Origin of the sequence: Bradyrhizobium lablabi, assembly GCF_001440475.1 — a bacterium.
In the GTDB taxonomy this organism is placed as follows: Bacteria; Pseudomonadota; Alphaproteobacteria; order Rhizobiales; family Xanthobacteraceae; genus Bradyrhizobium; species Bradyrhizobium lablabi.
Genome location: NZ_LLYB01000086.1, coordinates 193,937 through 220,258 on the forward strand (window position 1 = coordinate 193,937; position 26,322 = coordinate 220,258).

24 protein-coding genes are annotated in these 26,322 nt (G+C 64.4%); 17 read left to right on the top strand and 7 right to left on the bottom strand.

The annotated features are described in order from the left end of the window. The first annotated feature begins 43 nt into the window (after positions 1–43). The 9 genes from CQ14_RS24800 (at position 44) to CQ14_RS24840 (ending at position 9,443) form a co-directional block, all read left to right on the top strand. Entirely contained in the window at positions 44–1,024 is a 981-nt protein-coding gene (locus CQ14_RS24800; protein ID WP_245320483.1) for an aminoglycoside phosphotransferase family protein, read from the top strand. Between the two features lie 227 nt (positions 1,025–1,251). Next, entirely contained in the window at positions 1,252–2,874 is a 1,623-nt protein-coding gene (locus tag CQ14_RS24805; RefSeq protein ID WP_057860449.1) for an ABC transporter substrate-binding protein, read from the top strand. A 12-nt stretch (positions 2,875–2,886) separates the two neighbouring features. Continuing rightward, the gene (locus CQ14_RS24810; RefSeq protein ID WP_057860450.1) at positions 2,887–3,900 is read left to right on the top strand and encodes an ABC transporter permease; all 1,014 of its coding nucleotides are present in this window, start codon (positions 2,887–2,889) and stop codon (positions 3,898–3,900) included. Between the two features lie 9 nt (positions 3,901–3,909). Then, the gene (locus CQ14_RS24815) at positions 3,910–4,809 is read left to right on the top strand and encodes an ABC transporter permease (RefSeq protein WP_057860451.1); all 900 of its coding nucleotides are present in this window, start codon (positions 3,910–3,912) and stop codon (positions 4,807–4,809) included. 106 nt (positions 4,810–4,915) lie between these two features. Further along, positions 4,916–6,703: a dipeptide ABC transporter ATP-binding protein gene (locus CQ14_RS24820; protein WP_057860452.1), complete on the top strand. Its 1,788-nt coding sequence runs from the start codon at positions 4,916–4,918 to the stop codon at positions 6,701–6,703. A gap of 20 nt (positions 6,704–6,723) precedes the next feature. Then, positions 6,724–6,906, top strand: a complete 183-nt coding sequence (locus tag CQ14_RS24825) for a DUF4089 domain-containing protein (RefSeq protein WP_057860453.1) — start codon at positions 6,724–6,726, stop codon at positions 6,904–6,906. Positions 6,907–6,913: 7 nt separating this feature from the next. Further along, positions 6,914–8,311, top strand: coding sequence for an AtzE family amidohydrolase (locus CQ14_RS24830; RefSeq protein ID WP_057860454.1), 1,398 nt, complete (start codon positions 6,914–6,916; stop codon positions 8,309–8,311). A 2-nt stretch (positions 8,312–8,313) separates the two neighbouring features. Further along, positions 8,314–8,706, top strand: coding sequence for an oxalurate catabolism protein HpxZ (gene hpxZ, locus CQ14_RS24835; RefSeq protein WP_057860455.1), 393 nt, complete (start codon positions 8,314–8,316; stop codon positions 8,704–8,706). Between the two features lie 2 nt (positions 8,707–8,708). Then, complete coding sequence (locus CQ14_RS24840; protein ID WP_057860456.1) at positions 8,709–9,443, top strand: GntR family transcriptional regulator; 735 nt, start codon at positions 8,709–8,711, stop codon at positions 9,441–9,443. 105 nt (positions 9,444–9,548) lie between these two features. Here CQ14_RS24840 and atzF read toward each other — a convergent pair whose 3' ends face one another. Further along, complete coding sequence (atzF, locus tag CQ14_RS24845) at positions 9,549–11,357, bottom strand: allophanate hydrolase (protein WP_057860457.1); 1,809 nt, start codon at positions 11,355–11,357, stop codon at positions 9,549–9,551. A 208-nt stretch (positions 11,358–11,565) separates the two neighbouring features. Further along, positions 11,566–12,114: a MarR family winged helix-turn-helix transcriptional regulator gene (locus CQ14_RS24850; RefSeq protein WP_057860548.1), complete on the bottom strand. Its 549-nt coding sequence runs from the start codon at positions 12,112–12,114 to the stop codon at positions 11,566–11,568. Positions 12,115–12,229: 115 nt separating this feature from the next. On the opposite strand from CQ14_RS24850, the gene CQ14_RS24855 reads away from it, so the two are divergent. Further along, positions 12,230–14,092, top strand: a complete 1,863-nt coding sequence (locus tag CQ14_RS24855) for a feruloyl-CoA synthase (protein WP_057860458.1) — start codon at positions 12,230–12,232, stop codon at positions 14,090–14,092. A 6-nt stretch (positions 14,093–14,098) separates the two neighbouring features. On the opposite strand, the gene CQ14_RS24860 is transcribed toward CQ14_RS24855, so the two are convergent. Continuing rightward, positions 14,099–14,620, bottom strand: coding sequence for a MarR family winged helix-turn-helix transcriptional regulator (locus CQ14_RS24860; protein ID WP_057860459.1), 522 nt, complete (start codon positions 14,618–14,620; stop codon positions 14,099–14,101). A gap of 112 nt (positions 14,621–14,732) precedes the next feature. On the opposite strand from CQ14_RS24860, the gene CQ14_RS24865 reads away from it, so the two are divergent. Then, on the top strand, positions 14,733–15,944 hold the full coding sequence (locus tag CQ14_RS24865; protein WP_082650021.1) for an ABC transporter substrate-binding protein: 1,212 nt from the start codon (positions 14,733–14,735) through the stop codon (positions 15,942–15,944). 251 nt (positions 15,945–16,195) lie between these two features. Here CQ14_RS24865 and CQ14_RS24870 read toward each other — a convergent pair whose 3' ends face one another. Continuing rightward, positions 16,196–16,726, bottom strand: coding sequence for a MarR family winged helix-turn-helix transcriptional regulator (locus CQ14_RS24870; RefSeq protein ID WP_082650025.1), 531 nt, complete (start codon positions 16,724–16,726; stop codon positions 16,196–16,198). 80 nt (positions 16,727–16,806) lie between these two features. On the opposite strand from CQ14_RS24870, the gene CQ14_RS24875 reads away from it, so the two are divergent. The 4 genes from CQ14_RS24875 (at position 16,807) to CQ14_RS24890 (ending at position 21,587) form a co-directional block, all read left to right on the top strand. Next, positions 16,807–18,042, top strand: a complete 1,236-nt coding sequence (locus tag CQ14_RS24875; protein ID WP_156435371.1) for a cytochrome P450 — start codon at positions 16,807–16,809, stop codon at positions 18,040–18,042. A 10-nt stretch (positions 18,043–18,052) separates the two neighbouring features. Beyond that, positions 18,053–18,376 (top strand): 2Fe-2S iron-sulfur cluster-binding protein, encoded by a 324-nt coding sequence (locus CQ14_RS24880; protein WP_057860462.1) that lies wholly within the window; start codon positions 18,053–18,055, stop codon positions 18,374–18,376. A gap of 87 nt (positions 18,377–18,463) precedes the next feature. Further along, a partial coding sequence (locus CQ14_RS24885; protein WP_245320484.1) for an ABC transporter substrate-binding protein occupies positions 18,464–19,562 on the top strand: 1,099 nt, incomplete at its 3' end. A 444-nt stretch (positions 19,563–20,006) separates the two neighbouring features. Continuing rightward, a complete protein-coding gene (locus tag CQ14_RS24890) occupies positions 20,007–21,587 on the top strand; it encodes a tannase/feruloyl esterase family alpha/beta hydrolase (RefSeq protein WP_245320491.1) in 1,581 nt (526 codons plus the stop codon). A 2-nt stretch (positions 21,588–21,589) separates the two neighbouring features. On the opposite strand, the gene CQ14_RS24895 is transcribed toward CQ14_RS24890, so the two are convergent. Further along, positions 21,590–22,864, bottom strand: coding sequence for an NAD(P)/FAD-dependent oxidoreductase (locus tag CQ14_RS24895; RefSeq protein ID WP_057860464.1), 1,275 nt, complete (start codon positions 22,862–22,864; stop codon positions 21,590–21,592). Between the two features lie 114 nt (positions 22,865–22,978). Next, positions 22,979–24,385: a DHA2 family efflux MFS transporter permease subunit gene (locus CQ14_RS24900; RefSeq protein WP_057860465.1), complete on the bottom strand. Its 1,407-nt coding sequence runs from the start codon at positions 24,383–24,385 to the stop codon at positions 22,979–22,981. Positions 24,386–24,554: 169 nt separating this feature from the next. Between CQ14_RS24900 and CQ14_RS24905 the strand changes: the two genes are divergently transcribed. Together CQ14_RS24905 and CQ14_RS24910 are read left to right on the top strand one after the other, a co-directional pair. Next, on the top strand, positions 24,555–24,863 hold the full coding sequence (locus CQ14_RS24905) for a hypothetical protein (protein ID WP_057860550.1): 309 nt from the start codon (positions 24,555–24,557) through the stop codon (positions 24,861–24,863). Between the two features lie 20 nt (positions 24,864–24,883). Further along, the gene (locus CQ14_RS24910; protein WP_057860466.1) at positions 24,884–25,774 is read left to right on the top strand and encodes a sigma-70 family RNA polymerase sigma factor; all 891 of its coding nucleotides are present in this window, start codon (positions 24,884–24,886) and stop codon (positions 25,772–25,774) included. 2 nt (positions 25,775–25,776) lie between these two features. Here the strand turns inward: CQ14_RS24910 and CQ14_RS24915 are convergent, their stop codons facing one another. Further along, positions 25,777–26,319, bottom strand: a complete 543-nt coding sequence (locus tag CQ14_RS24915; RefSeq protein ID WP_057860467.1) for a DUF805 domain-containing protein — start codon at positions 26,317–26,319, stop codon at positions 25,777–25,779. Between the last annotated feature and the right edge of the window lie 3 nt (positions 26,320–26,322).

The following is a 26,322-nucleotide window of genomic DNA, read 5'->3' on the forward strand; positions in this document are numbered from 1 at the left end:
NNNATCCCCGCGTTGAGGCATGGATTGCTTCGCTGCGCTCGCAATGACGACTAATACATCCAGCATCACCATGACCGCACCCCTGCCGGCATTCACTGACTACGAAACCTTCCGCATCTGGCGCGCCGATCCGGCGCACTGGCTGCCGATCGCGCGCGCTATCGCCCGTGGCCACGGCCTCGCATGCGCCGCGCCGCAGGTGTTCTCCACCGGCACCAATCTCGTCCTTGCCCTCGACGAAAACCTCATCCTGAAAATCTTCCCGCCGTTTCTCCACGCCCAGTTCGTCTCCGAACGCGGCGCGCTGGCGCAGCTTGAGGGGCGGCTTCGCATCGCGATCCCCGAAATCGTCGCCGAAGGGGAGCGCGACGGCTGGCCATATCTCGTCATCACGCGGCTATCCGGCGAACTGGGCGCGGATGTCTGGCCGTCGCTGCCGGAAGCGGACAAGGAGCGCGTGCTGGCCGGGATCGGCGAGACCATCGCCGAAGTGCAGCGCGCCCCTGTCGGACCACTTGGCCAGATCGAGCCGGGCTGGGACGCCTTCATGCGCCGGCAGATCGAAGGATGCCGCGCCCGGCACGCGCGGCTCGGATTGCCGCAAAAATTTCTGGATGGCCTCGACGACCTGCTGCGCGATGCAGTCGCGCTGACGGCGCTGGACGGGCCGCCGGTGATCCTGACCGGCGAATACATCCCGGAAAATTTCCTGCTGAGCCGCGGCGCTGCAGGTTGGCAGCTCGCGGGCCTGTTCGATTTCGGCGACGTGATGACGGGGAGGGGCGACTATGACCTGTTAGGTCCGAGCGCCTTCATGACATCAGGCATGCCGCGGCGGGTGCGGAGCCTGTTCGCCGGCTTTGGATATTCGGCCGCGGATGTCACGCCCGACCTGAAGCTGCGGCTGATGGCGCTGATGCTGCTGCACCGGGCCAGCGATCCGGTCAGGCACATTTGTATTGAGGGTTGGCAGCAGAAGGCCGCCGATCTCCGGGAATTGCAGGATCTGCTCTGGCCGATCTGAGTGCCGCACAGCAATAGAGCGCCGAGAATTTCTGCATACTTTGTGGGCAAATATGTCGCTTTGTATGCAATTCGACAGGATGTCGCACCCTGTATAGCGCCCGTTTCGTTTTGAATTTCAAGCCGCATCAATCGGTTAGGGCAGGCGAAAGCTTTCCTTAAGTGTTGGCACAAACCTTGCGATCCCAACTCCAGGCCGTTTCCCCTCAGGCGTTTGGAGCACCACCCATGAAGCGTCGCGATTTCCTCAAATCCGTCTCGGGGCTGGCGGCTGCCGGCGCGCTCACGCCGGCGCCGGCAATCTGGTCCTCCGCCAAGGCGCAGGCGCGGTCGGAAACGCTGCTGATTGTCTCGGAAAGCGGCCCCAACAATCTCGACATTCACGGTGTCGGCACCAACGTGCCCGGCTACGAGGTGTCGTGGAATTGTTACGACCGCCTGATCAGCCACGAGATGAAGAGCGGTCCCGGCGGTGTGCCGTATTACGACCGCGACAAGTTCAAGCCCGAGCTCGCCGAGGACATGAATGTCGGCGACATGTCGGTGACCTTCAAGCTGAAGAAGAACGCGAAATTCCACGACGGCGCGCCGGTCACCGCCAAGGACGTCAAATGGTCGCTCGATCGCGCGGTCAGCGTCGGCGGCTTCCCGACGTTCCAGATGGGCGCGGGCTCGCTGACCAAGACCGAGCAGTTCGTCGTCGTCGACGACAACACGGTGCGGATCGATTTTGCCAAGAAGGACCGCCTGACGCTGCCCGATCTCGCTGTCATCGTGCCCTGCGTCGTCAATTCCGAGCTGGTGAAGAAGAACGCCAGCGAGAAGGACCCCTGGGGCCTCGAATACACCAAACAGCAGACCGCGGGCTCCGGCGCCTACAAGGTGACGAAGTGGACGGCGGGCACCGAAGTCGTCATGGAACGCAACGACGAGTGGACCGGCGGTCCGTTGCCCAAGGTCAAGCGCGTGATCTGGCGCATGGTGCCGCAGGCCGGTAACCGCCGCGCGCTGCTGGAGCGCGGCGATGCTGACATCTCCTATGATCTGCCGAACAAGGATTTCGTCGAGCTGAAGGACAGCGGCAAGCTCAACATTGTCTCGGTGCCGTATTCCAACGGCGTCCAGTATATCGGCATGAACGTCAAGATCGCGCCGTTCGACAACCCCAAGGTTCGCGAGGCCGTCGCCTGCGCTATTCCCTATCAGAAGATCATGGATGCGGTGTTGTTCGGCCTTGCCAAGCCGATGTTCGGCGCGCCTGCCGACAAGGCCACCGAGGTGGCGTGGCCGCAGCCGACCAAATACGTCACCGATATCACGAAGGCCAAGGCATTGCTGGCCGAGGCTGGTCATCCCAATGGCTTCGAGACCACGCTGTCGTTCGACCTCGGCTTTGCCGGCGTCAACGAGCCGCTCTGCGTGCTGGTACAGGAGAGCCTGGCGCAGATCGGCATCAAGACCACCATCAACAAGATCCCCGGCGCCAACTGGCGCACCGAGCTGAACAAGAAGGTGCTGCCGCTCTACACCAACGTGTTCTCAGGCTGGCTCGACTATCCCGAATACTTCTTCATCTGGTGCTACGACGGCAAGAACTCGATCTTCAACACCATGAGCTATCAGTCGAAGGCGATGGACGAACTCATCAGCGGCGCCGTCGATGCCGCAGCCGTCGGCAACACCGCCAAATACGAAACTGACGTAAAGGGGTTCGTCGACCTCGCCTTCAAGGATATCCCGCGCATTCCGCTGTATCAGCCCTACGTCAACGTCGCGATGCAGAAGAACGTCTCGGGCTACCAATACTGGTTCCACCGTCGCCTGGATTATCGCGCACTCGTGAAAGCATAAGAGGCGCGCGTCATGCTGACCATGATCGGCAAGCGGCTGATGTTTGCGATTCCCTCCCTGATCGGCGTCGTGATCGTCACCTTCCTCCTGACGCGCGCGCTGCCGGGTGATCCCGCCGCCTATTTCGCCGGGCCCGCGGCGAGCAAGGAAGCGATCGAGCAGATCCGCAAGAAGCTCGGCTTCGACAAGCCGCTGATCGAGCAGTTCTTCCGTTACACCAACGATCTCGCGCACGGCGATTTCGGGACGTCGCTGACGACGGGACAGCCGGTCGCAACCGAAATCCGCAACCGCCTGCCGGCATCCGCCGAGCTGACGCTGCTCGGCCTCATCGTCTCGATCTCGATCGCTATCCCGCTCGGCGTGCTGGCTGCGACCCGTCCGGGCTCCTGGATCGACCATCTCTGCCGCGTCACCACGACGGCCGGCGTGTCGCTGCCGGTGTTCTTTACGGGCCTGGTACTGGTCTATCTCTTCTATTTCAGGCTCGGCTGGTCGCCGGCACCGCTTGGTCGGCTCGACGTGTTCTACAGCGCGCCGCCGACCGTGACCGGCCTTTATCTGATTGACGCCCTGATCGCGCGCGAGTTCGAGACGTTTCGTTCGGCGCTGAGCCAGTTGATCCTGCCGGCGGCGACGCTGGCGATCTTCTCGCTGGCGCCGATCGCGCGCATGACGCGCGCCTCGATGCTGGCAGTGCTGGCATCCGATTTCGTCCGCACCGCGCGCGCCAGCGGGCTCTCGCCCTCGACCGTGATCGTCACCTACGCGTTTCGCAACGCGATGCTGCCGGTCATCACCACGCTCAGCATGGTGTTCTCGTTCCTGCTGGGCGCCAACGTGCTGGTCGAAAAAGTGTTCGCCTGGCCCGGCATCGGCTCCTACGCCGTCGAAGCGCTGATCTCCTCGGACTTCGCGCCGGTGCAAGGTTTTGTGCTGACCATGGCGGTCATGTACGTGCTGCTCAATCTGATCATCGACATTCTCTACGGCGTGATCGATCCGCGCGTGCGGCTGGAAGGGTGAGGTTGGAAGATGAGTGCTGTTCTGCCTGCCGTTGACCCCGCCGGTCCCGCCCGTACTTCGGGGCTTGCTGCGATCTTCGAACACACCCGCTATGTGCTGGGCGAGAACCGCGTCACCGCCTTCGCCTTCGGCCTCTTGGTCATCATTCTATTTGCGGCGATCTTCGGCCCCTACATCGTGCCCTACGATCCGCTCGCCAGCGATACTGCCGCAGCGCTGAAGCCGCCGTCCGCCGCGCACTGGTTCGGCACCGATCAATTGGGTCGCGACATTTTCAGCCGCGTCGTTGTCGCCACCAGGCTCGACACATTCATCGCGGTGGCGTCCGTGGCGCTGGTGTTCCTGATGGGCGGGCTCGCCGGCATCGCCGCCGGCTATTTCGGCGGCTGGACCGACCGCATCGTCGGCCGCGTCGCCGATACCATCATGGCGTTTCCGCTGTTCGTGCTGGCGATGGGTATCGTCGCGGCGCTCGGCAATACCGTTCAGAACATCATCATCGCCACAGCGATCGTGAACTTTCCGCTCTACGCCCGCGTGGCGCGGGCCGAGGCAAACGTGCGCCGCAATGCCGGTTTCGTCCAGGCGGCGCGGCTGTCGGGCAATGGCGAACTGCGCATTCTCCTGGTGCACATCCTGCCCAACATTATGCCGATCATGATCGTGCAGATGTCGCTGACCATGGGATACGCGATTCTGAACGCTGCGGGCCTTTCCTTCATCGGGCTTGGCGTGCGGCCGCCGATGGCGGAATGGGGCATCATGGTCGCGGAAGGCGCCAGCTTCATGGTGTCGGGCGAATGGTGGATCGCGCTGTTCCCGGGCCTTGCGCTGATGATCGCGGTGTTCTGCTTCAACCTGCTTGGCGACGGCCTGCGCGACATCGTCGATCCGCAGCGGAGGACGTGATGGCTGAGTCAGCCTTTGCTCGCCTAGGCCGCATGAGGGAAGGAAACGGGACAGGAACCGTTCTACCTTGCATGGGGTTGTTTTCGACATTTTTGCGGAGGCTGTCATGACGGCCCAGCCTCTTCTCGACGTCCACGACCTCACCGTCGAGTTCTCCACCCGGCGCGGCATCGTCAAGGCGGTGCAGAACGTCAACATCTCCGTCGCCAAGGGTGAGACGCTCGGCATCGTCGGTGAGTCCGGTTCCGGCAAGTCGGTGACATCCTATGCCGTGATGCGGATCCTCGACCGTGCCGGCAGGATCGCCGAGGGCTCGGTGATGTTTTCCGGCATCGACGTCAAGGCCGCGACCGAGAACGAGATGCGCGATCTGCGCGGCCGCGAAATCTCGATGATCTTCCAGAACCCGCGTGCTGCATTGAACCCGATCCGCAAGGTGGGCGACCAGATCGAGGACGTGCTGCGCCAGCATGTGCAGAGCGCGGCGAGCGATCGCGGCGAGAAGGCGATCGAGGCGCTGGAGCAGGTCAAGATCGCCCGTCCTCGCGAGCGTTATCACGCCTATCCGTTCGAACTGTCCGGCGGCATGTGCCAGCGCGTCGTGATCGCGCTGGCACTGGCCTGCAATCCGCAGCTCCTGATCGCGGACGAGCCGACGACGGGGCTCGACGTCACCACGCAAAAGGCGGTGATGGATCTGATCGTGGAGCTGACAAAGCGCCGCCACATGTCGACCATCTTGATCACCCACGATCTCGGCCTCGCCGCCGCCTATTGCGACCGCGTGGTGGTCATGGAGAAGGGCCGGGTGGTGGAGACGGCGAAGTCGGCGGACATTTTTGCCAAGCCCGAGCACGCCTATACCAGGAAACTGATGCGTGCGACGCCGAGGATCGGTGTGTCCTTGCGCGATTTGTTGCCGGAGGAGGAAGGCGCGCAAGCCCCGCCGCCTCCATCCGTCATGGCCGGGCTTGACCCGGCCATCCATCAATCTTCGAACGACTCTTCCTCAGAAGCGATGGACCCCCGGGTCAAGCCCGGGGGTGACGACATCACAAAGCCCCTTCTCCTCGTCGAAAAGCTCGTCAAGGAATACCCGCGCCAGGGCGCGAGCGCGGTCCTGTCAAAACTCTTCTCCCGCAAGCCGCCGGTGGAAGCGGAAATATTCCGCGCCGTCGACGGCATCAGCTTCACGGTCGGCCATGGCGAAAGCGTCGGCCTCGTCGGCGAATCCGGCTGCGGCAAATCGACCACGTCGATGATGGTGATGCGGCTTCTCGACCAGACCTCCGGCCGCATTGCGTTCGACGGGGAGGAGATCGGCGCCATCATGCCGCAGGCCTTTGCGCGGCTGCCGCTGCGCAAGAGCATCCAGATGGTGTTCCAGGACCCGACCGACAGCCTCAACCCGCGCTTTACGGCGGCGCGGGCGATTGCCGATCCGATCATGCAGCTCGGCGACATCAGGGGACGCGACGCGCTGCGCGCCCGCTGCGAGGAACTCGCCGGGCTGGTCGGCCTTCCCGTCAACCTGCTCGATCGTTTCCCGCACCAACTATCCGGCGGCCAGAAGGCCCGCGTCGGCATCGCGCGCGCGATTGCGCTGCACCCCAAGCTCGTGATCCTCGATGAGCCGACGGCGGCGCTCGACGTCTCGGTTCAGGCCGTTGTGCTCAATCTGCTGCAGGACCTCAAGCAATCGATGGGCATGAGCTATTTGTTCGTGTCGCATGATCTGAATGTCGTGCGTTTGCTATGCGATCGTGTCATCGTGATGCGTGCGGGGCGAATCGTCGAGCAGGGCTCGTCCGAAAGCGTGCTTGGCGATCCCAAGGATGCCTACACCAAGGAGTTGCTGACGGCGATCCCGCATCCGCCGTTGCCGGTTCACTAGAAAAGTTGAGTACGAGCGAAATGGCTGCCGAACCCCTGGACGATTACATCAATGCCGTTGCGAAAGCACTGGCGCTCCCGGTCGAAGAGGCCTGGCGGCCGGCGGTGCGCGCCAATCTCGAAGTGTCGCTGAGGCTGGCGCGGCTGGTCGATGACTTCCCGCTGCCTGATGAAATCGAGCCGGCCAGTGTCTACACAGCCTGATAGCGCCATGACCGTAAGCACCGATGGGCTGTCAGCCCAACAAATCGCGCAGGCCGTAACGGACCGCGAGCTTTCCGCGCTCGATGCGACCGAGGCCGCCCTGGCGCGGATCGCCAAGCACGATACCGTGCTGAACTCGTTCACGGACATCACAGCCGAGCGCGCGCGCGCGAAAGCTCGCACGGTCGATGCCGCGATCGCGGCCGGACAAAAGGTCGGCCCGCTCGCCGGCGTGCCGTTCGCGGTGAAGAACCTGTTCGACGTGAAAGGTCTTGCCACCCGCGCCGGATCGAAGATCAACCGCGATCTTGCGCCCTCGACGCGCGATGCCACCCTGATTGAACGCATGGAGGCGCAAGGCGCGGTGCTGGTCGGTGCGCTCAACATGGGCGAATACGCCTATGACTTCACCGGCGAGAACGTGCATGACGGCCCGTCGCGCAATCCGCATGATCCGACGCGGATGACCGGCGGTTCCTCCGGCGGCTCGGGCAGCGCGGTCGGCGGCGGCCTTGTTCCGATCGCCCTGGGCTCGGATACCAACGGCTCGATCCGTGTGCCGTCGTCGTTCTGCGGCGTGTTCGGCCTGAAGCCGACCTACGGCCGGCTGTCGCGCGCGCGCTCGTTTCCGTTTGTCGCAAGCCTGGATCATCTCGGCCCGTTCGCGCGCAACGTCGGCGATCTCGCGCTGGCCTATGACGCGATGCAAGGGGCAGATGCCGACGATGCCGCGTGTACGACGCGGCCGGTCGAGCCGGTGACGCCGCTGTTGGCGCAGGGTATCGACGGCCTGCGGGTAGCGGTGGCCGGCGGATACTTTCAGCAGAACGTCTTTCCGGAAGCCGTCGAGGCCGTAGCGCGCGTCGCCAAGGCGTTGAGCGCGACGCAAACGGTTGAAATCCCCGAGGCCGCGCGCGCCCGTGCCGCAGCCTACGTGATCACCACCACCGAAGGCGCTTCGCTGCATCTCGATCGCCTGCGCAAGCGGCCGAACGATTTCGATCCGGCAGTGCGCGATCGCCTGATCGCTGGCGCGATGGTGCCGGCGCCTTTGGTCGATCGTGCGCAGAAATTCCGCCGCTGGTATCGCGCCAAGGTGCTGGAGCTGTTCAAGTCGGTCGACGTCATCATTGCGCCCGCCACGCCCTGCATCGCACCGAAACTGGGCCAGGTGAACTTCGTGCTCGACGGCGTCGAACTGCCGGTGCGCGCCAATATCGGCATCCACACCCAGCCGATCTCGTTTATCGGCCTGCCCGTGGTCGCGGTGCCGGTGCCGCTGGTGCCGATGCCGATTGGCGTGCAGATCATCGCCGCGCCCTGGCGGGAAGATATCGCGCTGCGCGTTGCGCATGCGCTGGAGCGCGCCGGCGTCGCCACCGCGCCGATCCCGAGAGGATTGTAACGATGGACATCGATCTTCCCGACGTACTGGCCGAGGTGACCGCGCAGTTCCAGCGCTATGAAAAGGCGCTGGTGTCGAACGACGTCGCGGTGCTCGACGAGCTGTTTCGCAACGATCCCCGCACGCTGCGCTATGGCATCGGCGAAAATCTCTACGGTTATGAGCAGATCATGGCGTTCCGCGCCGCGCGCTCGCCGGTCGGGTTGATGCGCAAAACCGACAAGACCGTGATCACGACCTATGGCCGCGATACCGCCGTCGCCTCGACACTGTTCTACCGCGATAGCACGCCGGGCAGAGTTGGGCGGCAGATGCAGACCTGGGTCCGGTTTCCGGAAGGGTGGAAGATCGTCGCGGCGCATGTCAGCGTCATCGACGAGCCGAAGGGGCAGTAACGATGAGCCTTGATGATCTTCCGGCACGTGGACCGCAGGCCGGCGCCCAGCCGGAGACCGCGGTTCGCCGCGTCGATCGTCCTTCGTCACTTCGGGACAAGGTCACCCGCGCGGAAGAACTGCGGCTGCAGCTCGCCGACGAGATCGTCCGCGGTGTGCTGCCGCCGGGATCGGCGCTCGACGAGACCGACATCGCGCGCCGCTTTTCCGTGTCGCGCACGCCGGTGCGCGAGGCGCTGCGGCAACTGGTGGCGAGCGGCCTGGTCGAGGCGCGCGCCCATCGCGGCGCCGTGGTGGCGCAGCCCTCGCTCGATCGTTTAACTGAAATGTTCGAGGCGATGGCCGAGCTGGAGGCGCTGTGCGCAGGCCTCGCCGCCGAACGGATGCCGCCGGCGGAGCGCCAGAAGCTGGAAGCGATCCATGAGGAATTGCGGGTGTTGAGCCACGCCGGCAATCCCGAGCGCTTTCACGCGGTCAACGAGCGCTTTCACAACGCGATCTATGCCGGCTCGCAGAACGGCTACATCGCCGAGATGACACTGGCGACCCGGGTGCGGGTCCAGCCGTTCCGCCGTGCCCAGTTCCGCAACCTCGGACGGTTGGCGAAATCCCACGCCGAGCACGACCGCGTCGTGGTCGCGATCATGCGTGGCGACAAGGCGGGTGCCGCAGCCGCGATGCGCGCGCATATTGAGCTGGTGCGCGGGGAATACGAGATTTACGCGGTGTCGGTGTAGAAGGTCCTCATCCTGAGGAGCCGCGCAAGCGGCGTCTCGAAGGATGGCCACATCGGGGCTCTCATGGTTCGAGACGGGGCAAGAGCGCCTCCTCACCATGAGGAACTACACCGCCGCCTTCTCCGCCATGAACGCGCGCCAGCCGCCGAACGATGAAATATCGCGCGCGCCGTCGGTCGCGATGGGCTCGACGACGAAGCCCTTCACGCCCCTTCCATCCGCCAGCCGCACCGTGCCGATCCCGAGCGGCGGCGGGATCGCGGCGACGAATTTGCCGAAGGCAGCCGCCGACAGCGCCCACAGCTCCAGCTTGATCGAATGTCCCGCACCGGCATCCACGCGCAGCATGCCGGGCTTCGGCGGCACTGTGTCGAGCGCATATAGCTTGTAATCCGGCGCAGTCGTTGTCGCCTCAAGCAGGCGGGCGCCGAGCGCCTGCAGTTCGCCGTTGAGCGCCATGCCGGAGAGATGCGCGCCGACCACGGCGATGGTGATTTCGTCGCCCGCCGCGCCGACCGGCAACGTGGCAAGCGCGGGCTGTGTCACGCCCTTGGCACCCATAGCCAGTTTGGTGTCGGCATGAAACACGCGCCCGATACTGGCGAGCTGCGCGTCGCGTCCGGCGGGCGCCAGCAGGGTGATACCGAACGGGATGCCGTCGCCTCGCATCGCGGCCGGCAGCGCCAGGCCGCAGAGGTCGAGCAAGTTCACAAAATTGGTGTAGGTGCCGAGCCGGCTGTTGAGCTCGACCGGATTGGCCAGCACCTGCGCGGTCGAATAGGCGGTCGGCGCCGTCGGCAGCACCATCGCGTCGAAGTTGGCAAAGGTGCGTTCGGCCGCGCGCCGCAGCGCCTGTAGCCGATAGAGCGAGGCAAACGTGTCGGCAGCGGTCAGCCGCGCGCCGGCCGCCGTGATCTCGCGCGTCACCGGATGGATCGCATCCGGCGACGAGGCCAGCAGATCGCGGATCACGAGATAACGCTCGGCGACCCATGGACCCTCATAGAGCAGCCGCGCAGTCTCATAAAAAGGTTCGAGATCGAATTCGACCAGCGTGGCACCAAGCGCTGTCCAGCGTTTCAGCGCTTCGCCATAGGCGTTCTCGGCGGCGCGGTCACCGAAGAAAATCAATTGGCCGTTGCGGGGCACGCCGAGCCGGAGCGTGCCGGGAAGCGCCGACATCGGCGCAAGCGGCCGGTCGCGCGAATATGGATCGGCGCCGTCGGGTCCGGCCATCGCCGTCAGCGCGGTCATCGCATCGTCGACGGTGAGCGAGAACACCGAGATGCAGTCCAGCGTGCGGCACGCCGGAACGAGGCCGGCGTTGGAGATCAGCCCGAGGCTCGGCTTCAGGCCAACGATGTTGTTGAGCATCGCCGGCACGCGACCGCTTCCCGCGGTATCCGTGCCAAGCGCGAGCGGCACGAGGCCGGCGGAAACCGCGACCGCCGATCCCGAACTCGATCCGCCCGGCACGAGATCGGCGCGGACCGGATTGACTGGAATGCCGTAGGGCGAGCGGACGCCGACGAGGCCGGTCGCGAACTGGTCGAGATTGGTCTTGCCGATGATGATGGCTCCGGCCGCGCGCAACTTTGCGACAGCCGTCGAATCCTGCGCCGGCGAGTAGGAGAAGGCCGGGCAGGCCGCCGTGGTCGCCAAGCCCAGCGCATCGATATTGTCCTTCACTGCCACGGGAATGCCGAACAGCGGCAGCGCCTCCGCGTCCTTCGAAGCCAGCGCTTCGGCTTCCGCGAGCGCATCCTGCTCGTCGCGCAGGCTGATGAAGATGGCGGGATCGGTGTGGGCGCGGATGCGCTGGTAGGAGCGGGCGATGGTCTGCGCCGGAGTGAGCGTGCCGGCGCGGTGCGCGGCGACGATGTCGGCAACGGTCTCGGGCGTGTCGGACCCCATGGCGAGCAAAACTCCAGCGAGCAAAGGTTGCCGGGAGTGAAGCAAGCGATGTGCCATTGTGTACAATGGTCCGGTCGGATCGAATTAAAAGATAGATACGAAATTTCAAACGCTTATGTTGTCAACGCGGACGCTGTGCGCGTCTGTCGCAGTCGAGCGTTTGCCTAAAATATGGGCGATCAAGCCTTGGGCGAGGCGGCGGCCGCGATCAGGTGAACGCAGACAGAATCTGCAGCAGCCGCTCGCGGTTCTCCTTGCCGATCTTCTCGGCCACATGGCGCTCGTGCTCGGCGGCGAGCCGCTTGAACTGCGCCAGCGCTGTCCGGCCCTGCGCGGTCAGGTGCAGCGCGTGCGAACGGCGGTCGGTGGCGGATTTGATGCGGCTGACGAGGTCGCGATGTTCGAGGCTGTCCAGGAGATGCACCAGCCGGGCGCGCTCGATCCCGAGCCGTTTTGCCACCGCCATCTGGCTCAGGCCCGGGTTGGCGCCGATCACCGTCATCACCGAATACTGCGTCGGGCGGATGTCGACGGCGGCAAGCGTGCGAATGAAGTCCTGAAAGATCCAGATCTGGAAGCGCCGCACCGCATAGCCGGCGTGGCCGGCCAGCGCGTCGAGGCCAATCTCGTCATTCAGGAGATCGTTGTGCGCGCTGCCGTTTCCGCTTCGCGTGCGTCCGGGGCGCGGCCGGGTACCGGCGCGCGACCTGGCTATTCGCGACCTGGCAGTTCCGCCTGCCTGACTGTTCCTCGCCATCATTCCCTTCTAGCGCGTCGCGGGCGTAAGGGGAAGATTGTTGTTGACGACAACAATTGCTGTGCTCAACATTAGCGTCAAGCCGGCCCGTTCGAGGCTGCGAGGAGGGAAGCCCATGACCATCGCCGCCATCAGCGGTGCCGATTCCCAACATCTTTTCGCGACGCCGGCGATCGCCAGCGATCGCCGGGCCGATGGCAGCATCATCCTGAAGTCCACGACGCCGCTCGGGGCGAGTGCGCGCTGCATCGGCGACTGGCTGGAGGACTGGGCGCGGCAAGCGCCGGACCGCGTCTTCCTTGCCGATCGCGCCGGCGCCGACGCGCCGTGGTCGACGGTTACCTACAAGGACGCGTTGAAACAGGTGCGCTCGGCCGCGGCGTGGATTTTGGCGCAAGGCCTGAGCGCCGAACGACCGCTGGTAATTCTGTCTGACAACAGCGTCGAGCACGCGCTGTTCGCTCTCGCCGCCCAGCATGTCGGCGTACCCTCGGCCGCGATCTCGCCGGCCTATTCGCTGATGTCCAGGGATTTCGACAAGCTCAAGAGCATGATCACACTGCTCGGGCCCGGCGCGATCTATGTGTCCAGCGCAAAACCGTTCGCGGCGGCGCTGGCGGCGATCGCGCCGTTGCATTCGGCCTCGATCGTCAGCGGCGATGCCGGCGATAGCCATGCAATTCCGTTCCGTACCATCGCGGCTACCCCCGAAACATCAGACGTCGCAAAAGCATTCAGCGCGATTACGCCGGATACGATCGCAAAATTCCTGTTCACCTCGGGCTCGACCGGCACGCCAAAGGCTGTCATCAACACCCAGCGCATGCTGACCTCGAGCCAGCAGGCCAAGGCGCAGACCTGGACGTTCCTCGAGGATAGCGGCGAGGATCTCGTGATCCTCGACTGGCTGCCCTGGAGCCACACTTTCGGCGCCAACCACAATTTCAACCTGGTGCTGCGCAACGGCGGCACGCTCTATGTCGACGGCGGCAAGCCGGCGCCCGGATTGTTCGCAACGTCGCTCGCCAATCTGCGCAGCGTGATGCCCACGGTCTATTTCAACGTGCCGCGCGGTTTTGACATGCTGATCGCAGCGCTGCGAAGCGATGAGGAGTTACGAAAGAAATTCTTCAGCGAGGTAAAGTTCGCCTTCTACGCCGGCGCCGCCTTGCCGCAGAATCTCTGGGACGCGCTGGAAGGGCTTTCGATCGAGACCGTCGGCCGCGCGCTGCCGATGGTGTCGGCCTGGGGCTCGACCGAGACGTCGCCGTTGGCGACGGACTGCCATTTCCAGGCCAAACGTTCCGGCAATATCGGCGTGCCGATTCCCGGCACCGAACTGAAACTGGTGCCCTCGGGCGACAAGCTGGAGGTGCGGGTGCGCGGCCCGAACGTCACGCCCGGCTACTGGAAAGCGCCCGAACTGACCGCGCAGGCGTTCGATAGCGAAGGTTTTTATCTGATCGGCGACGCCGTCACCTTTGCGGATCCGGCGCATCCCGAACTCGGGCTGTTCTTCGACGGCCGTGTCGCCGAGGACTTCAAGCTCAATTCCGGCACCTGGGTCAGCGTCGGCACGTTGCGGGTTGCGGGGATCGCAGCACTGGCGCCGCTGGCGCAGGATATCGTGGTCACCGGCCATGGCGGCGACGAAGTTCGCTTCCTGGTATTTCCGAACATCGCAGCCTGCCGGGCGTATGCCGGGCTATCAGACCATGCCGATGTGAAGGACGTGATCGGCCACGACAAGGTTCGCGGCGCAATCGCGCAGGGACTTGCGAAGCTGAAGGCGCAGAGCGGCCACTCGTCGGGCCACGCGACGCGGGCGCTGCTGCTGGCCGAGATCGCTTCCGTCGATGGCGGCGAAATCACCGACAAGGGCTACATCAACCAGCGCGCGGTGCTGACGCGGCGTGCAAGCGCGGTGACAACGCTGGATGACGATACATCGGCCGAATGGATCGGTTGTGCCGGTTAAACAGGTCTAGCCTCGGAGCCCGTTCCTGTGCGCCTCGACCAGCCGCACCAGCATCTGCAGAAAGGCGGCTTGCTCTGATTTGCTGAGCGCGGAAAGCGTCTGGGCATTAAAACTCTCGCCGAGCCGGCTAGCTTCGTCGGCGCGTCGCTCGCCCGCCGCGCTGAGGCTGAGTTCGACCGCGCGCCGGTCCCGCGCCGACCGCTTGCGCTTGAGAATTCCGGTCTCTTCCATCCGCGACAGGATCTTCACCAGATTGGGCAATTGCATTTTCAGCACGGCGGCAAGCTCGCTCTGCGTCACTGTCCTGTTGTCGCGGACCGCGACCAGGATGGCGTATTCGAGCGGCGAGAGCTTTAGCGATTCGAAATAGGGGTAAAACGCCTCGAAATTCTGCAATTGCAGGATCCGGATCATGAAACCGGGAGTGCGCTGCAGCGCGGCGAGATCCAGCTTCCGATCTGCATCCGGCTCGGCCGGCCTGCCGGTCCCATTGCCCTTGCGCGTCGAAACTTTTCCGATTCTTCCCATGGCAATAGCTCGCACGGCATGACGTGAATTGACAATCCTGAAAATGATTATAAATTATAAGTAATTTAGAAGTGGCCGCAAAGGGCCGCCTTTTCCATTCAAGAGGGAACGCATGCGACAGATCTTTCGCACATCAATGCTCGTTGCCGCCCTCGGCGGCATGATTGTCACCATGGCGCACGGCCAGGAGCGCGTCCGCATCGGCGTGCTCAACGACCAGTCGGGCGTGTTCTCGACCTATCAGGGCGTAGGTTCGGTCATCGCTGCGCAGATGGCGGTGGAGGATTATGGCGGCAAGGCCGCCGGCAAGCCGGTCGACGTCATCACCGCCGATCACCAGAACAAGACCGATGTCGGCGTCGGCATCGCGCGGCGCTGGTACGACACCGAAAGCATCGATGCTATCTTCGACCTGCCGAACTCGGCGATTGCGCTCGCGGTCGCCGCCATGAGCGAGCAGAAGAATAAGGTCTTCATCGGCTCCGGCGCCGGCACCGCGTTGCTTACCGGCGAGAAGTGCACGCCGAATACCGTGCACTGGACCTACGACACGTACGCCTATGGCCGCGGTCTCGGCAAAGCCGTGGTCGCCCAGGGTGGCAAGAAATGGTTTTTCCTCACCGCCGATTACGCCTTCGGCCATGATCTGGAAAAGCAGGCGATGGAAGGCGTCAAGGCGTCCGGCGGCGAGGTGCTCGGCGCCGTGCGCCATCCGCTCGGCACCGCCGATTACGCCTCGTTCCTTTTGCAGGCGCAGGCCTCGGGCGCCGACATCGTCGGCGTCGCCAATGCCGGCGACGACACCATCACCTCGATCAAGCAGGCGGCGGAGTTCGGGCTGACGCAGAAGCAGCGGCTGGTCGGGCTGATTCTCGGCATGAACGGCATTCCCGCGCTCGGCCTCAAGGCCGCGCAGGGCGCGCAGATCATGAACCCGTTCTACTGGGATCTGAACGACGGCACGCGCGGCTTTGCCAAGCGCTTCGCCGAACGCCATCCGCAGAAGAATTATCCGAACGATATGCAGGCTGGCGTCTACGCCTCCGTGCTGCATTACCTCAAGGCCGTCGACAAGGCCGGCGGCGCGACCGACGGCAAGGCCGTGGTCGCTGCGATGAAGGCGATGCCGACCGACGATCCGCTGTTCGGCAAGGGAACGATCCGCGCCGATGGACGCAAGATTCACCCGCTCTATCTGCTTGAGGTCAAGAAGCCCGACGAGTCCACGTCGAAGTGGGATCTCCTGAAGGTCGTTGCAACCATTCCCGGCGATCAGGCGTTCCGGCCCGAGAGCGAAGGCAACTGCCCGCTGGTCAAGAAATGACCTGATATCAGGCGGCGGTCGGCAGGAACCGGCCGCCGAAAATCTACCCCGGCGGCTTGTGGTATATGTTGCCAAGGCAACTAATTTGTGCGAGCCTGTTTTTCGACAAGCGGCCGACCGCAGAGCACGAGATTGCCGGGCCGCACAGGGAGAAACGGATGTTCGGGCGTCTCGGATCGCCACGACACAGGGTGATGCTCCGCGCCAAGCGCGATGGCGGCGGCGCTCATCGCGCGGCTAACACGCGCCGTTCAGTTCCGCGGATCGATTTCGCCTGCGCCTTTCACGGCGTCGAGATTGCCATGCACCCGCAACAGCAGGGCGATCAGGGTTTCCCGCTCCGGCTTGCTCAGGCAGGAGAGCAGGCGGCGCTCGCGTTCGAGCGCGACCGCGATGACCTGGTCGTGGGTGGTATATCCCTTCGCAGTCAGCGAGATCGAATGGGTGCGCCCGTCCTCGCGGTCGGCCCGGATGCTGACGAGCCCGCGCTCCTCCATGCCGGCCAGCGTGCGGCTGACCGGCCCCTTGTCGAAACCGATGACATGGCAGATCCGGGCCGCCGAAATTTCCGGCTCGATCGCCAGCAGCGACAGGATCCGCCATTCCGTGACGTTGACCCCAAAACGCTTCTGATAGACCACGGTCGCGCTGCGCGACAATTTGTTGGCAATGAAGGTGATGAGCGCCGGAACGTAACGGTCGAGGTCGAGCACCTGTTCGGCTCGTCCGTTCCTGCTTGCCGCGCCCGCGCGAGGGGCGCGCGCCTGTCTGTTCCTGCTCATGCTCTTCCGAAGCCGCTTCAGCGTTCCAGACATAGAGACTGCGCATGCCGTTCTGCAAGAACATTATGCAGGAGACCCACATGAGCGCGACCTCCCGGACCGATTCTGTCACCCCGGAGCATGGTGCGCCGGCCGGCGTACCCCACCTCGACGTGGACCCGTTCTCGACCGAGTTCTTCGAGGAGCCGCATCCGATCCACGAAGCGCTGCGCGAGGCTGGGCCGGTGGTGTGGCTCGACAAATGGGGCGTCTATGGCGTGGCACGCTATGCCGAGGTGCACGCCGTCCTCAATGATCCTATGACCTTCTGTTCCAGCCGCGGCGTGGGCTTGAGCGACTTCGCCAAGGAAAAGGCCTGGCGTCCGCAAAGCATCATCCTGGAGGCGGATCCGCCCGCGCACACGCGCACCCGCGCCGTGCTGAACCAGGTCCTGTCGGCGACCGCGATGAAGCCGCTGCGCAGTCATTTTACCGCGCTGGCCGAAGCCAAGACCGACGAATTGCTGGCCCGCGGAAGCTTTGATGCGATCGCCGATCTAGCGGAAGCCTATCCGTTGTCGGTTTTCCCAGACGCGCTGGGATTAAAGCAGGAGGGGCGGGAAAATCTGCTGCCCTATGCAAGCCTCGTGTTCAACGCCTTCGGGCCGCCGAACCAGCTGCGCCAGGAAGCGATCGAGCGCTCGGCGCCGCATCAGGCCTATGTCGCCGCGCAATGCCAGCGCGAAAATCTGGCACCCGGCGGCTTCGGCGCCTGCATCCACGCCCGCGCCGACGCCGGTGACATCACCCATGAGGAAGCGCCGCTATTGGTGCGCTCGCTGCTGTCGGCAGGACTCGATACCACCGTCTATGGGATTGGCGCGGCTGTCTATTGCCTGGCGCGCTTTCCCGACCAACTGGCAAAGCTGCGCAGCGATCCTACGCTGGCGCGCAACGCTTTCGAGGAGGCGATCCGTTTCGAAAGCCCGGTGCAGACCTTCTTCCGTACCACCACGCGGGAGGTCGAACTATCAGGCCATCGTATCGGTGAAGGGGAGAAGGTCCTGATGTTCCTTGGCGCCGCCAACCGCGATCCGCGGCGCTGGGAAAATCCTGACCGCTACGACATCACCCGCCGCACCTCGGGCCATGTCGGATTTGGCTCCGGCATCCATATGTGCGTCGGCCAGCTTGTCGCGCGCCTCGAAGGCGAGGTGATGCTGGCGGCGATCGCACGCAAGGTTGGAAGGATCGAGATATCAGGGCCGGTGAAGCGCCGTTACAACAACACGCTGCGCGGTCTCGAAAGTCTTCCCATTACCATTTCTCCGGCCTGACGGACCGCCCATGCCGAGCATCACGTTTGTTCACCCGGACGGCCGCGCGCAGCGTGTCGAGGCCAGCAATGGCGAAAGCGCGATGCAGGCCGCGACGCGCCAGGATGTCAGCGGAATTCTGGCCGAATGCGGTGGCAACGCCATGTGCGCCACCTGCCATGTCTATGTCGACGAGAACTGGCTCGCCCGTCTGCCGGCGATCGGTGACGACGAGGACGCGCTATTGGACGGTGCCGCTGCCGAGCGGCAGGCCAACAGCCGCCTGTCCTGCCAGATCAAGCTTGGCGCGGAGCTTGACGGTTTGGTCCTGCGGCTACCGGAGCGCCAAACGTGAGGGCGTGACCGGCGGCCACAGCCTGCATTGAAGTCAAACCCGGCGAAGTTCGGGAACATCATAGATCAGATACAGAGGGAGAGAATGATGAGGGCTTTCAGGTTCGGTCTGGCGCTTGCCTTGTCCTTCGCGATAGCGGGCGGCGCACGCGCGGAAATTTCCGACAATGTCGTGCGCGTCGGCGTGCTCAACGATATTTCCGGAATCTTCCAGGACACCAACGGCATGGGCTCGGTGGAAGCCGCCCGCATGGCGGCGGAAGATTTCAATGGCGGTGGCAAGGGCATCAAGGTCGAGATCGTCTACGCCGACCACCAGAACAAGGCCGACGTCGGCTCGGCAATCGTGCGCAAATGGCTTGACGTCGACGGCGTCGATGCCGTGGTCGATGTGCCGAACTCGGCGGTCGGCCTCACCATCAATTCGCTCCTGCGCGATAGCCGCATGACGTTTCTCGCGTCATCGACCGCGAGCTCCGATCTCACCGGCAAGGCCTGCTCGCCGAACACCATCCAGTGGGTCAACGACGCCTGGGCCACCGGTAACTCGACGGCAGCGGCGATGATGGCGCGCGGCGGCAAGGAATGGTACTTCATCACGGTGAACTTTGCGCTCGGCCAGGGCATCGAGGCCGAAGCCACCAATTACATCGAGAAGCATGGCGGCAAGGTGCTGGGCTCAGCCAAGCACCCGCTCAACACGGCGGACTTCGCCTCGCTGCTGCTGCAGGCGCAGAACTCCAAGGCCAAGGTGATCGGGCTTGCCAATGCCGGCGGCGACACCGTCAACGCCGTGAAGCAGGCCGCCGAGTTCGGCCTCCAGCAAAGCGGTCAGACCATGGTGGCGTTCCTGCTGTTCATCAACGACGTCCACGGCATGGGATTGAAGGTCGGGCAGGGCCTGCAATTGTTCGAGGCGTTCTACTGGGACATGGACGACGACACCCGCGCGTTTGCAAAACGCTTCGCGGCGCGGCCGGGCGTGAACGGCAAGATGCCGAGCGGCAACCAGGCCGGTGTCTATGCTTCCACGCTCGCCTATCTCAACGCCGTGGCGGCGACCGGCAGCGACCACGCCAAGGACGCCGTGCCGCAGATGAAGAAGTTCAAGGGCAAGGACAAATTGTTCGGCGACGTCACCATCCGCCAGGACGGCCGCGTCATTCACCCGATGTACCTGTTCGAGGNTGAAGAAGCCCGAAGAGTCGAAATATCCCTACGACTACTACAAGCTGGTTTCNGACCATTCCCGCCGACCAGGCCTTCCGCCCGCTCGCCGACGGCGGCTGCTCGCTGGTGAAGTGACGCGCCGCTCTCCTCCCTCTCCCGCTTGCGGGGGAGGGCATAGGCGGCCATTGGCCGTCGTTCTTTTGAAGAACGCCGATGCGGAGCATCGGCTACGGTGGGGGGCACCGCATAAAGACTGGCAAACGCGGCCACCGCTCATTCTTTATTTCAATTGACGCCTGCGTGACCTGAAGCATTGTAAGTCCGAACGGCCGGCAAAAACGCGACTGTAAAACGATAGCCAGGGGGAAGCGATGCAACACCTCAAATTCGATAGGCGTGCTTGGGTTCATCTGTTGGCTGCGGCAGCTTCTCTCTTCAGCGCCGAAGCAATGGCCGCGAAGATGGTCGGCGATTCCGCCACGACCTGTGGCGATCTGATTAAACCGATCGACAATGTGGTCCGGATCGACTCCGCCTCGATCGTTGCCCCCACGCCGCTCGCGGTCGCCGAAAGAGGGCCAACGCCGGCGGCGCGCGTCACGCCGGCCAATCCGGAATTCTGCAGGGTGCTCGGCCAGATCGCGCCATCCGATCCCAATGCGCCGCCGATCAAATTCCAGGTCAACCTTCCGCTCGAGTGGAACGGCCGCTCGCTGCAATATGGCGGCGGCGGCTTCAACGGCGTGCTGATCACCGGCCTTGCCTTGCCGCCGGCCTTTCCGTTCGGCGCGCCATCGCCGCTGGCGCGCGGCTTCGTCACCTATGGCACGGATTCCGGCCATGAGACCAAGCCGAGCGAGCCGCCGCAATTGTTCGCGCTCAACGAAGAGGCGTTCGAGAATTTCGCGCATCGCTCCTACAAGCGCGTGCGCGATGCCGCTGTTGCGCTGATGGTGCGCGCCTATGGTAACCCGCCGTCCAAATTGTATTTCATGGGATCGTCGGAAGGCGGCCGCGAGGCGCTGACCATGGCGCAGCGTTACCCTGAGGATTTCGACGGCATCTTTGCCCGCGTGCCCGTGATCAACTGGGTCGGGTTGCAGCATGCCGGGACCCGTGGGGGCCTCGCCACCATGGGCGAGGGCTGGATACGCCCGGCGCAGGTCGAACTGGTGGCGAAGGCGGTGCTTGCCGCCTGCGACAAGGCCGACGGCGCCGAGGATTTGCTCGTGCTGGATCCGGTCGGCTGCAAGGCGAAATTCCAGCCGGACTCATTGCGCTGCGCCGCGGGGCAGAGCGGCGACCAGTGTCTGACTGAAGCGCAGATCGCGGCGATCAAGACGTTGCACTCGACCTACAAGTTCTCATTCCCGCTGGAGAACGGCCTTGACGATTATCCGGGCTGGGGTGTCTCCGGCGAAAATACCCCAGCCTTCGGTCCGACCGGCGGCTGGATCTCCTGGTGGCTCGGCAAGGCGGCCCCGGCGCAGCCGCCACAGCCTTCCAACGGCATCGCCTGGATCTACGGCGCGGGCGGCATCCAATATGTCTTCGCACGCGATCCGAAGCTCGATGTCACGACCTACAAGCCCGAGGAACACAAGGAGCGCCTGCTGCATGTGTCGCGCCTGATGGATTCGACCAATCCCGACCTCAGCCGCTTTGCCGCGCGCGGCGGCAGGCTCGTGATTCTCGAGAACATGGCCGACTACGCCCAGAGCCCCTACGCGGGAATCCGCTATTTCGAAAACGTGCAGCGTACGTTGGGCAAGGAAAAGACGGCGGAATTCGCTCGCCTCTACACCGCGCCCGGTGTCGACCATGTCGGCTCGGGCGCGCCCGCCAATGTCGACATGCTGGCCGTGCTGGTCGATTGGGTCGAGAACGGCAAGGCGCCGGATGATCTCGAGGTGATCGAGCAGAAGGTCGAAGCGCCCGCGTTCGAGACGATGCGCGCGCTGCCCCTGTGCCAATGGCCGGCATGGCCGCATTACAAATCCGGGCCGACGAATAGCGCAGCCAGCTTTGCCTGCGCGCCGTAAGCCTACCCCGTCACCTTGCTCGAGCCCTGCGTGATCAGCCGCGCGGCGCGCTGGTCGCGGGCGTGAATCCATAGCCAGCTCAAGGCGACGCTGAGGCGGTTGCGCAGGCCGATCAGGAAGTAGATGTGGGCGATGCCCCAGATCCACCAGGCGAGATTGCCGCGCAGCTTCATCCAGCCGAAATCGATCACGGCCTTCTTCTTGCCGATCTGCGCGAGGCTGCCGGCGTGCTTGTAGCGGAACGGCGGCATCGTGCCGCCGGATAGGCGCGCCTTGATCAGCGCGGCCACATAGCGTCCCTGCTGCTTGGCCGCCGGCGCGATGCCCGGCACGGGATTGCCGTCGGGGCCGGCGATCGTCACGGTATCGCCAATGGCAAAGACGTCGGGATGGCCGGGCACGGTGAGGTCAGGCTCAACCTTCAGGCGGTAGGCGCGGTCGGCCGGTGCGCCCATCCATTCCGCTGCGCGCGAGGCACGCACGCCGGCGGCCCAGACGATGGTCCGGGCCTCCAGCTTGTTGCCGCCATAGACGACGCCATCGATCGCACATTCGGTGACGGGTTGCCCCAGCACCACCTCGACGCCGATTTCCTCCAGCGAACGCTGCGCATAGGCGGATAGGTCTTCGGGGAAGCCGGCGAGCACGCGCGGTCCGGCCTCGACCAGCACGACGCGGGTCTTGTGGGTGTCGATGTTGCGAAAGTCCGGCGGCAGTGTGTCCTTGGCGAGGTCGGCGATGGTGCCCGCCATTTCGACGCCGGTCGGGCCGGCGCCGATGATGACGAAGGTGAGCAGCGCCGCGCGCCTGACAGGATCGGTCTCGCGCTCGGCGCGCTCGAAGGCGACGAGGATGCGCCGCCGCAGCGTGGTGGCGTCCTCCAGCGTTTTCAGGCCCGGCGCGAACGGCTCCCATTCGTCATGGCCGAAATAGGCGTGGCGGGCGCCGGTGGCGAGGATCAGGGTGTCATAGGCGATCGTATCACCGTCTTCGAGCAGCACGCGTTTGCCCGCGGCATCGACGCCGTTCACATTGGCGAACAGCGTCGTCACTTCGGGACGGTGGCGCAGCAAATAGCGGATCGGCCAGGCGATCTCCGATGTCGCCAGCGAAGCGGTCGCGACCTGGTAGAGCAGCGGCTGGAACAGATGATGGTTGCGGCGATCGATCAGCGTGATCTTGACCGGCGCGCCGGCAAGGCCGAAGGCGGTTTCCAGCCCGCCGAAACCGGCCCCGACGATCACCACGTGATGAGGCTGGTTCGGCGTTGTCGTCATGATGTGCGGCCTTCGGGTTCGAATGTCTCCAGCGCTGGATTATGTATTCATTCGCCCGGTCGTTCCAAGACGCATTCGCCAATCGAGCGATAGCGAACGCCTATCGATTGCGTCTCAGCTGTTCTGCGGCACCTCCGTCACGGCGACGCGTTGACGCGCCGGCAGGCAAAGTCCGGCCAATGCGCCCGCCAGCGAAAGTGCTGCCGCGAGCATCATGGCTGCGGCGAAACCGCGCGAGAACGTTGCCGCCGAATCCACCGAACCGTTCGCGGAGAAGGTTGCGACCATCGCGGCGATGCCGAACATGCCGCCGAGGAAACGTCCCATGTTGAACACGCCGGAAGCCTTGCCCATTTCGGCCGGCATGACCGAACCGAGGATCGCGTTCTGCGCCGCCGGCATGGCCATCGATACGCCGACCCCGGCCAGGATCAATGGCGCGACCATCGCGGAGTAGGCCAATCCAGGCGCAACCATGACGGCGATCCAGCCGAGGCCGACGGCCTGCATCAACAATCCTGCCACCACCAGCGGGCGTTCGCCGAATTTGTTGACGGCGGCGCCCGCGATCGGGGCCGTGACGAACAACGTCGCGGTCCAGGGCAGCAGGCGAAGTCCGGCGCCGAACGGGCTGAAGCCGAGCGTATTCTGCAGGAATTGCGGCAGCAGGAACACCACGCCGTACATCGCGGCGTAAAACAGCAGGCTGGCCACGATGGCCGATGCGAATGACCGCGACGCGAACAGGCGCATCGGCACCATCGGCGCCGCGGCGCGCAGCTCGAACAGCACGAAGGCGACCGTGAAGACGAGGCCCGCAATGATCGTGCTCGTCACCTCCGGGCTGGTCCAGCCCGCGCTGTTGCCGCGCAACAGGCTCCAGACCAGCGCCAATGCCGCGATCGCCACCAGTAAAAGGCCCGTTATGTCGAGCGCCACGGCCGGGCCAAAGCTCTCGCGCAGGCGCGTCAGCACCAGGACAATCGCGATCACGCCGATCGGCAGGTTGATCCAGAAGATCCAGCGCCAGCCCAGGCTTTCGGTGATGAAGCCGCCGACCGCCGCGCCGATGATCAGCGCAAAGCCGGTAATGCCCGAGAAGATGCCGAGTGCCCTTGGCCGTTCGTCGCGGCCGAACGCGCTGCTCAGGATCGCCATTGCCAGCGGCATCACCAGCGCGGCGCCGGCGCCCTGCGCGGCGCGCGACGCAATCAGCCAGCCGGCGGTGGCCGACAGCGCACAGCCGGCGGAGGCCAGGACAAACAGAGCGATGCCTGCCGCAAACATCCGCCTGCGGCCGAAGCGGTCGCCGAGCGCCGCGCCGGCCAGCAGCAGCACCGCGAAAGAAAGATTGAAGGCGTTCACGGCCCATTGCAGCGTTTCGACCGGGCTGCCGAATTGGCTGCGGATGGTCGCGAGGGCCGTGGTAACGATCAGGGCATCCAGCGCCATCATGAAGGATGCCAGTGAGGTGAGCCCGAGCACCCAGTTCTTTTCGCTGCGGCCGTAAGGTTCCTGCATGGTCGTTTCTCCGTCTGTTTCGCCGCCGCACTGTGCGGCGCTGCCAGCGCATGGACGAAGCCGGAGGAGCGAAGGATGCGGCCGAAAATATTTTTCTTTCGGCCGCATCCTTTGGAGCGCGGCAAACGTCCTCGATTCGCGATGACCTCGAACAGCCATGGAGAAGGCGATGAAGCGGACCCTGATCAGGTACAGGACCAAGCCGGAACAGGCGGACAGCAATGCCGAGCTGATTGCGGCAGTGTTTGCGGAATTGAAGGCGGCGCAGCCCGACGGCACGCGCTATCTTTCGCTGCGGCTGGAGGATGACACCTTCATCCATCTGGTGGAGACCACGGCCGATGATGGCAGCAGCGCGCTGCCGAAACTGTCCGCCTTTCAGGTCTTCCAGCGTGACATTCGCGAACGCTGCGCCGAGCCGCCGGTGGCCAAAGGTGCTACCATCGTCGGCAATTACCGCATGCTGGAAGAGTTTTGAGCCGGGCGGCCGGAGAAGCAATGACAGCAACTTCCGATCCTTCGGTCATGGCGACCGACATTGACGCGCTCCTTGTCGCGATGCGCCCGAAACTGCATCGCTACTGCGCGCGCATGGTCGGCTCGGTCATCGATGGCGAGGACGTGCTGCAGGACGCGCTGATCAAGGCGGTGGAGGCGCATCCCTCCGCTGGCCCCATCGGCAATCCCGAGGGCTGGCTGTTCAAGATCGCGCACAACACCGCGCTGGATTTTCTGCGCCGGCGTCGCCGCCAGGAAGCGCTTCGGGGGCTAGCGGAGATGGACATGATCGTTGACCAGCTCGATGCCGTGGAAAGCCGGCAGATCGCCGCCACTTCCTTGCGCACCTTCATGCGCCTGCCCGTGGCGCAGCGTTCGAGCGTGATCCTGATGGACGTGCTCGGCTGCTCGCTTAAGGAAATCTGCGACGTCATGGAATGCAGCGTGCCGGCGGCGAAGGCCGTGCTGCATCGCGGACGCGCACAACTGCGGGAAATCGCCGGCGAGCCGGACGACGCGCCGCAAGCGCAATTATCGGAGGCCGACCGGACGCGTCTCGGCGCCTACGTCGAACATTTCAATGCCCGCGATTTCGATGCAATCCGCGCCATGATCGCGGATGACGTGCGGCTCGACCTCGTCAACAAGACGCGCATGCGCGGCAAGGCCGAGGTATCCCGCTATTTCGGCAACTATGCGAAAGTCACGGACTGGCATCTGGTGCCCGGCCTGGTGGAGGGGCGCCCCGCCATTCTGGTGGTCGACCCGGGCGAGCGTGAATCGGGTCCGAAATATTTCATGCTGCTGGATTGGTCGGCCGGCCAGGTCTCGACCATCAGGGATTTCCGCCACGCGCCTTATGTCATCGATGGCGCGGAGTATCTGATCTGAAGCTAAAGCCCGCGGCGGCCGAATCCACCATTGGCCGGCCGCGAAATTTGCGGCGCGGCCGGGGCCTCCGCGACCGGGCGGGGCGGCGGCGGATCGGGCGTTCGAAATCGCTCGTCAAGTGTCGGCGCCGGGCTGTCATCCGCACCGCTGGGACAGAACAGCAAGGCGAGAATGAGCGAGAGGTTGACGAGTGCGCCGAATGCCGTTCCGCGCTCATGGCCCAGCGACATGGCCGGGAATTTGGTGGCGACGAGCCCGTCGACGATTACAACCGCGATCCACGCCGGCATCACGCAAACCGGATCCCATCCGATGTCCCTGAACCGCATCGACTGCAGCGTAATGGTGAGCCACGCGTAGAAGATGGCGGCGGCGAAGATCGGCCCTGCGGTCGGGCTTGGCATCGTTCCCTTTGGAGTGGTCTGAAAGGTGTAAGCGATGGCGGCGGCGTGGACGGCGACCATCATGATGGTGACCACGAGCGTGCTGCAGAAAAAATGCAGCCGGCCGATGCGCGCATTGAAGCCGAACAGGAAACCCAGCATGGA

Bases quoted from the DNA above. Each gene is read 5' to 3' on its own strand.
- CQ14_RS24800 (WP_245320483.1), top strand. From the start codon at position 44: ATGACGACTAATACATCCAGCATCACCATGACCGCACCCCTGCCGGCA.
- CQ14_RS24805 (WP_057860449.1), top strand. From the start codon at position 1,252: ATGAAGCGTCGCGATTTCCTCAAATCCGTCTCGGGGCTGGCGGCTGCC.
- CQ14_RS24810 (WP_057860450.1), top strand. From the start codon at position 2,887: ATGCTGACCATGATCGGCAAGCGGCTGATGTTTGCGATTCCCTCCCTG.
- CQ14_RS24815 (WP_057860451.1), top strand. From the start codon at position 3,910: ATGAGTGCTGTTCTGCCTGCCGTTGACCCCGCCGGTCCCGCCCGTACT.
- CQ14_RS24820 (WP_057860452.1), top strand. From the start codon at position 4,916: ATGACGGCCCAGCCTCTTCTCGACGTCCACGACCTCACCGTCGAGTTC.
- CQ14_RS24825 (WP_057860453.1), top strand. From the start codon at position 6,724: ATGGCTGCCGAACCCCTGGACGATTACATCAATGCCGTTGCGAAAGCA.
- CQ14_RS24830 (WP_057860454.1), top strand. From the start codon at position 6,914: ATGACCGTAAGCACCGATGGGCTGTCAGCCCAACAAATCGCGCAGGCC.
- hpxZ (WP_057860455.1), top strand. From the start codon at position 8,314: ATGGACATCGATCTTCCCGACGTACTGGCCGAGGTGACCGCGCAGTTC.
- CQ14_RS24840 (WP_057860456.1), top strand. From the start codon at position 8,709: ATGAGCCTTGATGATCTTCCGGCACGTGGACCGCAGGCCGGCGCCCAG.
- atzF (WP_057860457.1), bottom strand. From the start codon at position 11,357: ATGGGGTCCGACACGCCCGAGACCGTTGCCGACATCGTCGCCGCGCAC.
- CQ14_RS24850 (WP_057860548.1), bottom strand. From the start codon at position 12,114: ATGGCGAGGAACAGTCAGGCAGGCGGAACTGCCAGGTCGCGAATAGCC.
- CQ14_RS24855 (WP_057860458.1), top strand. From the start codon at position 12,230: ATGACCATCGCCGCCATCAGCGGTGCCGATTCCCAACATCTTTTCGCG.
- CQ14_RS24860 (WP_057860459.1), bottom strand. From the start codon at position 14,620: ATGGGAAGAATCGGAAAAGTTTCGACGCGCAAGGGCAATGGGACCGGC.
- CQ14_RS24865 (WP_082650021.1), top strand. From the start codon at position 14,733: ATGCGACAGATCTTTCGCACATCAATGCTCGTTGCCGCCCTCGGCGGC.
- CQ14_RS24870 (WP_082650025.1), bottom strand. From the start codon at position 16,726: ATGAGCAGGAACAGACAGGCGCGCGCCCCTCGCGCGGGCGCGGCAAGC.
- CQ14_RS24875 (WP_156435371.1), top strand. From the start codon at position 16,807: ATGAGCGCGACCTCCCGGACCGATTCTGTCACCCCGGAGCATGGTGCG.
- CQ14_RS24880 (WP_057860462.1), top strand. From the start codon at position 18,053: ATGCCGAGCATCACGTTTGTTCACCCGGACGGCCGCGCGCAGCGTGTC.
- CQ14_RS24890 (WP_245320491.1), top strand. From the start codon at position 20,007: ATGGTCGGCGATTCCGCCACGACCTGTGGCGATCTGATTAAACCGATC.
- CQ14_RS24895 (WP_057860464.1), bottom strand. From the start codon at position 22,864: ATGACGACAACGCCGAACCAGCCTCATCACGTGGTGATCGTCGGGGCC.
- CQ14_RS24900 (WP_057860465.1), bottom strand. From the start codon at position 24,385: ATGCAGGAACCTTACGGCCGCAGCGAAAAGAACTGGGTGCTCGGGCTC.
- CQ14_RS24905 (WP_057860550.1), top strand. From the start codon at position 24,555: ATGAAGCGGACCCTGATCAGGTACAGGACCAAGCCGGAACAGGCGGAC.
- CQ14_RS24910 (WP_057860466.1), top strand. From the start codon at position 24,884: ATGACAGCAACTTCCGATCCTTCGGTCATGGCGACCGACATTGACGCG.
- CQ14_RS24915 (WP_057860467.1), bottom strand. From the start codon at position 26,319: ATGCTGGGTTTCCTGTTCGGCTTCAATGCGCGCATCGGCCGGCTGCAT.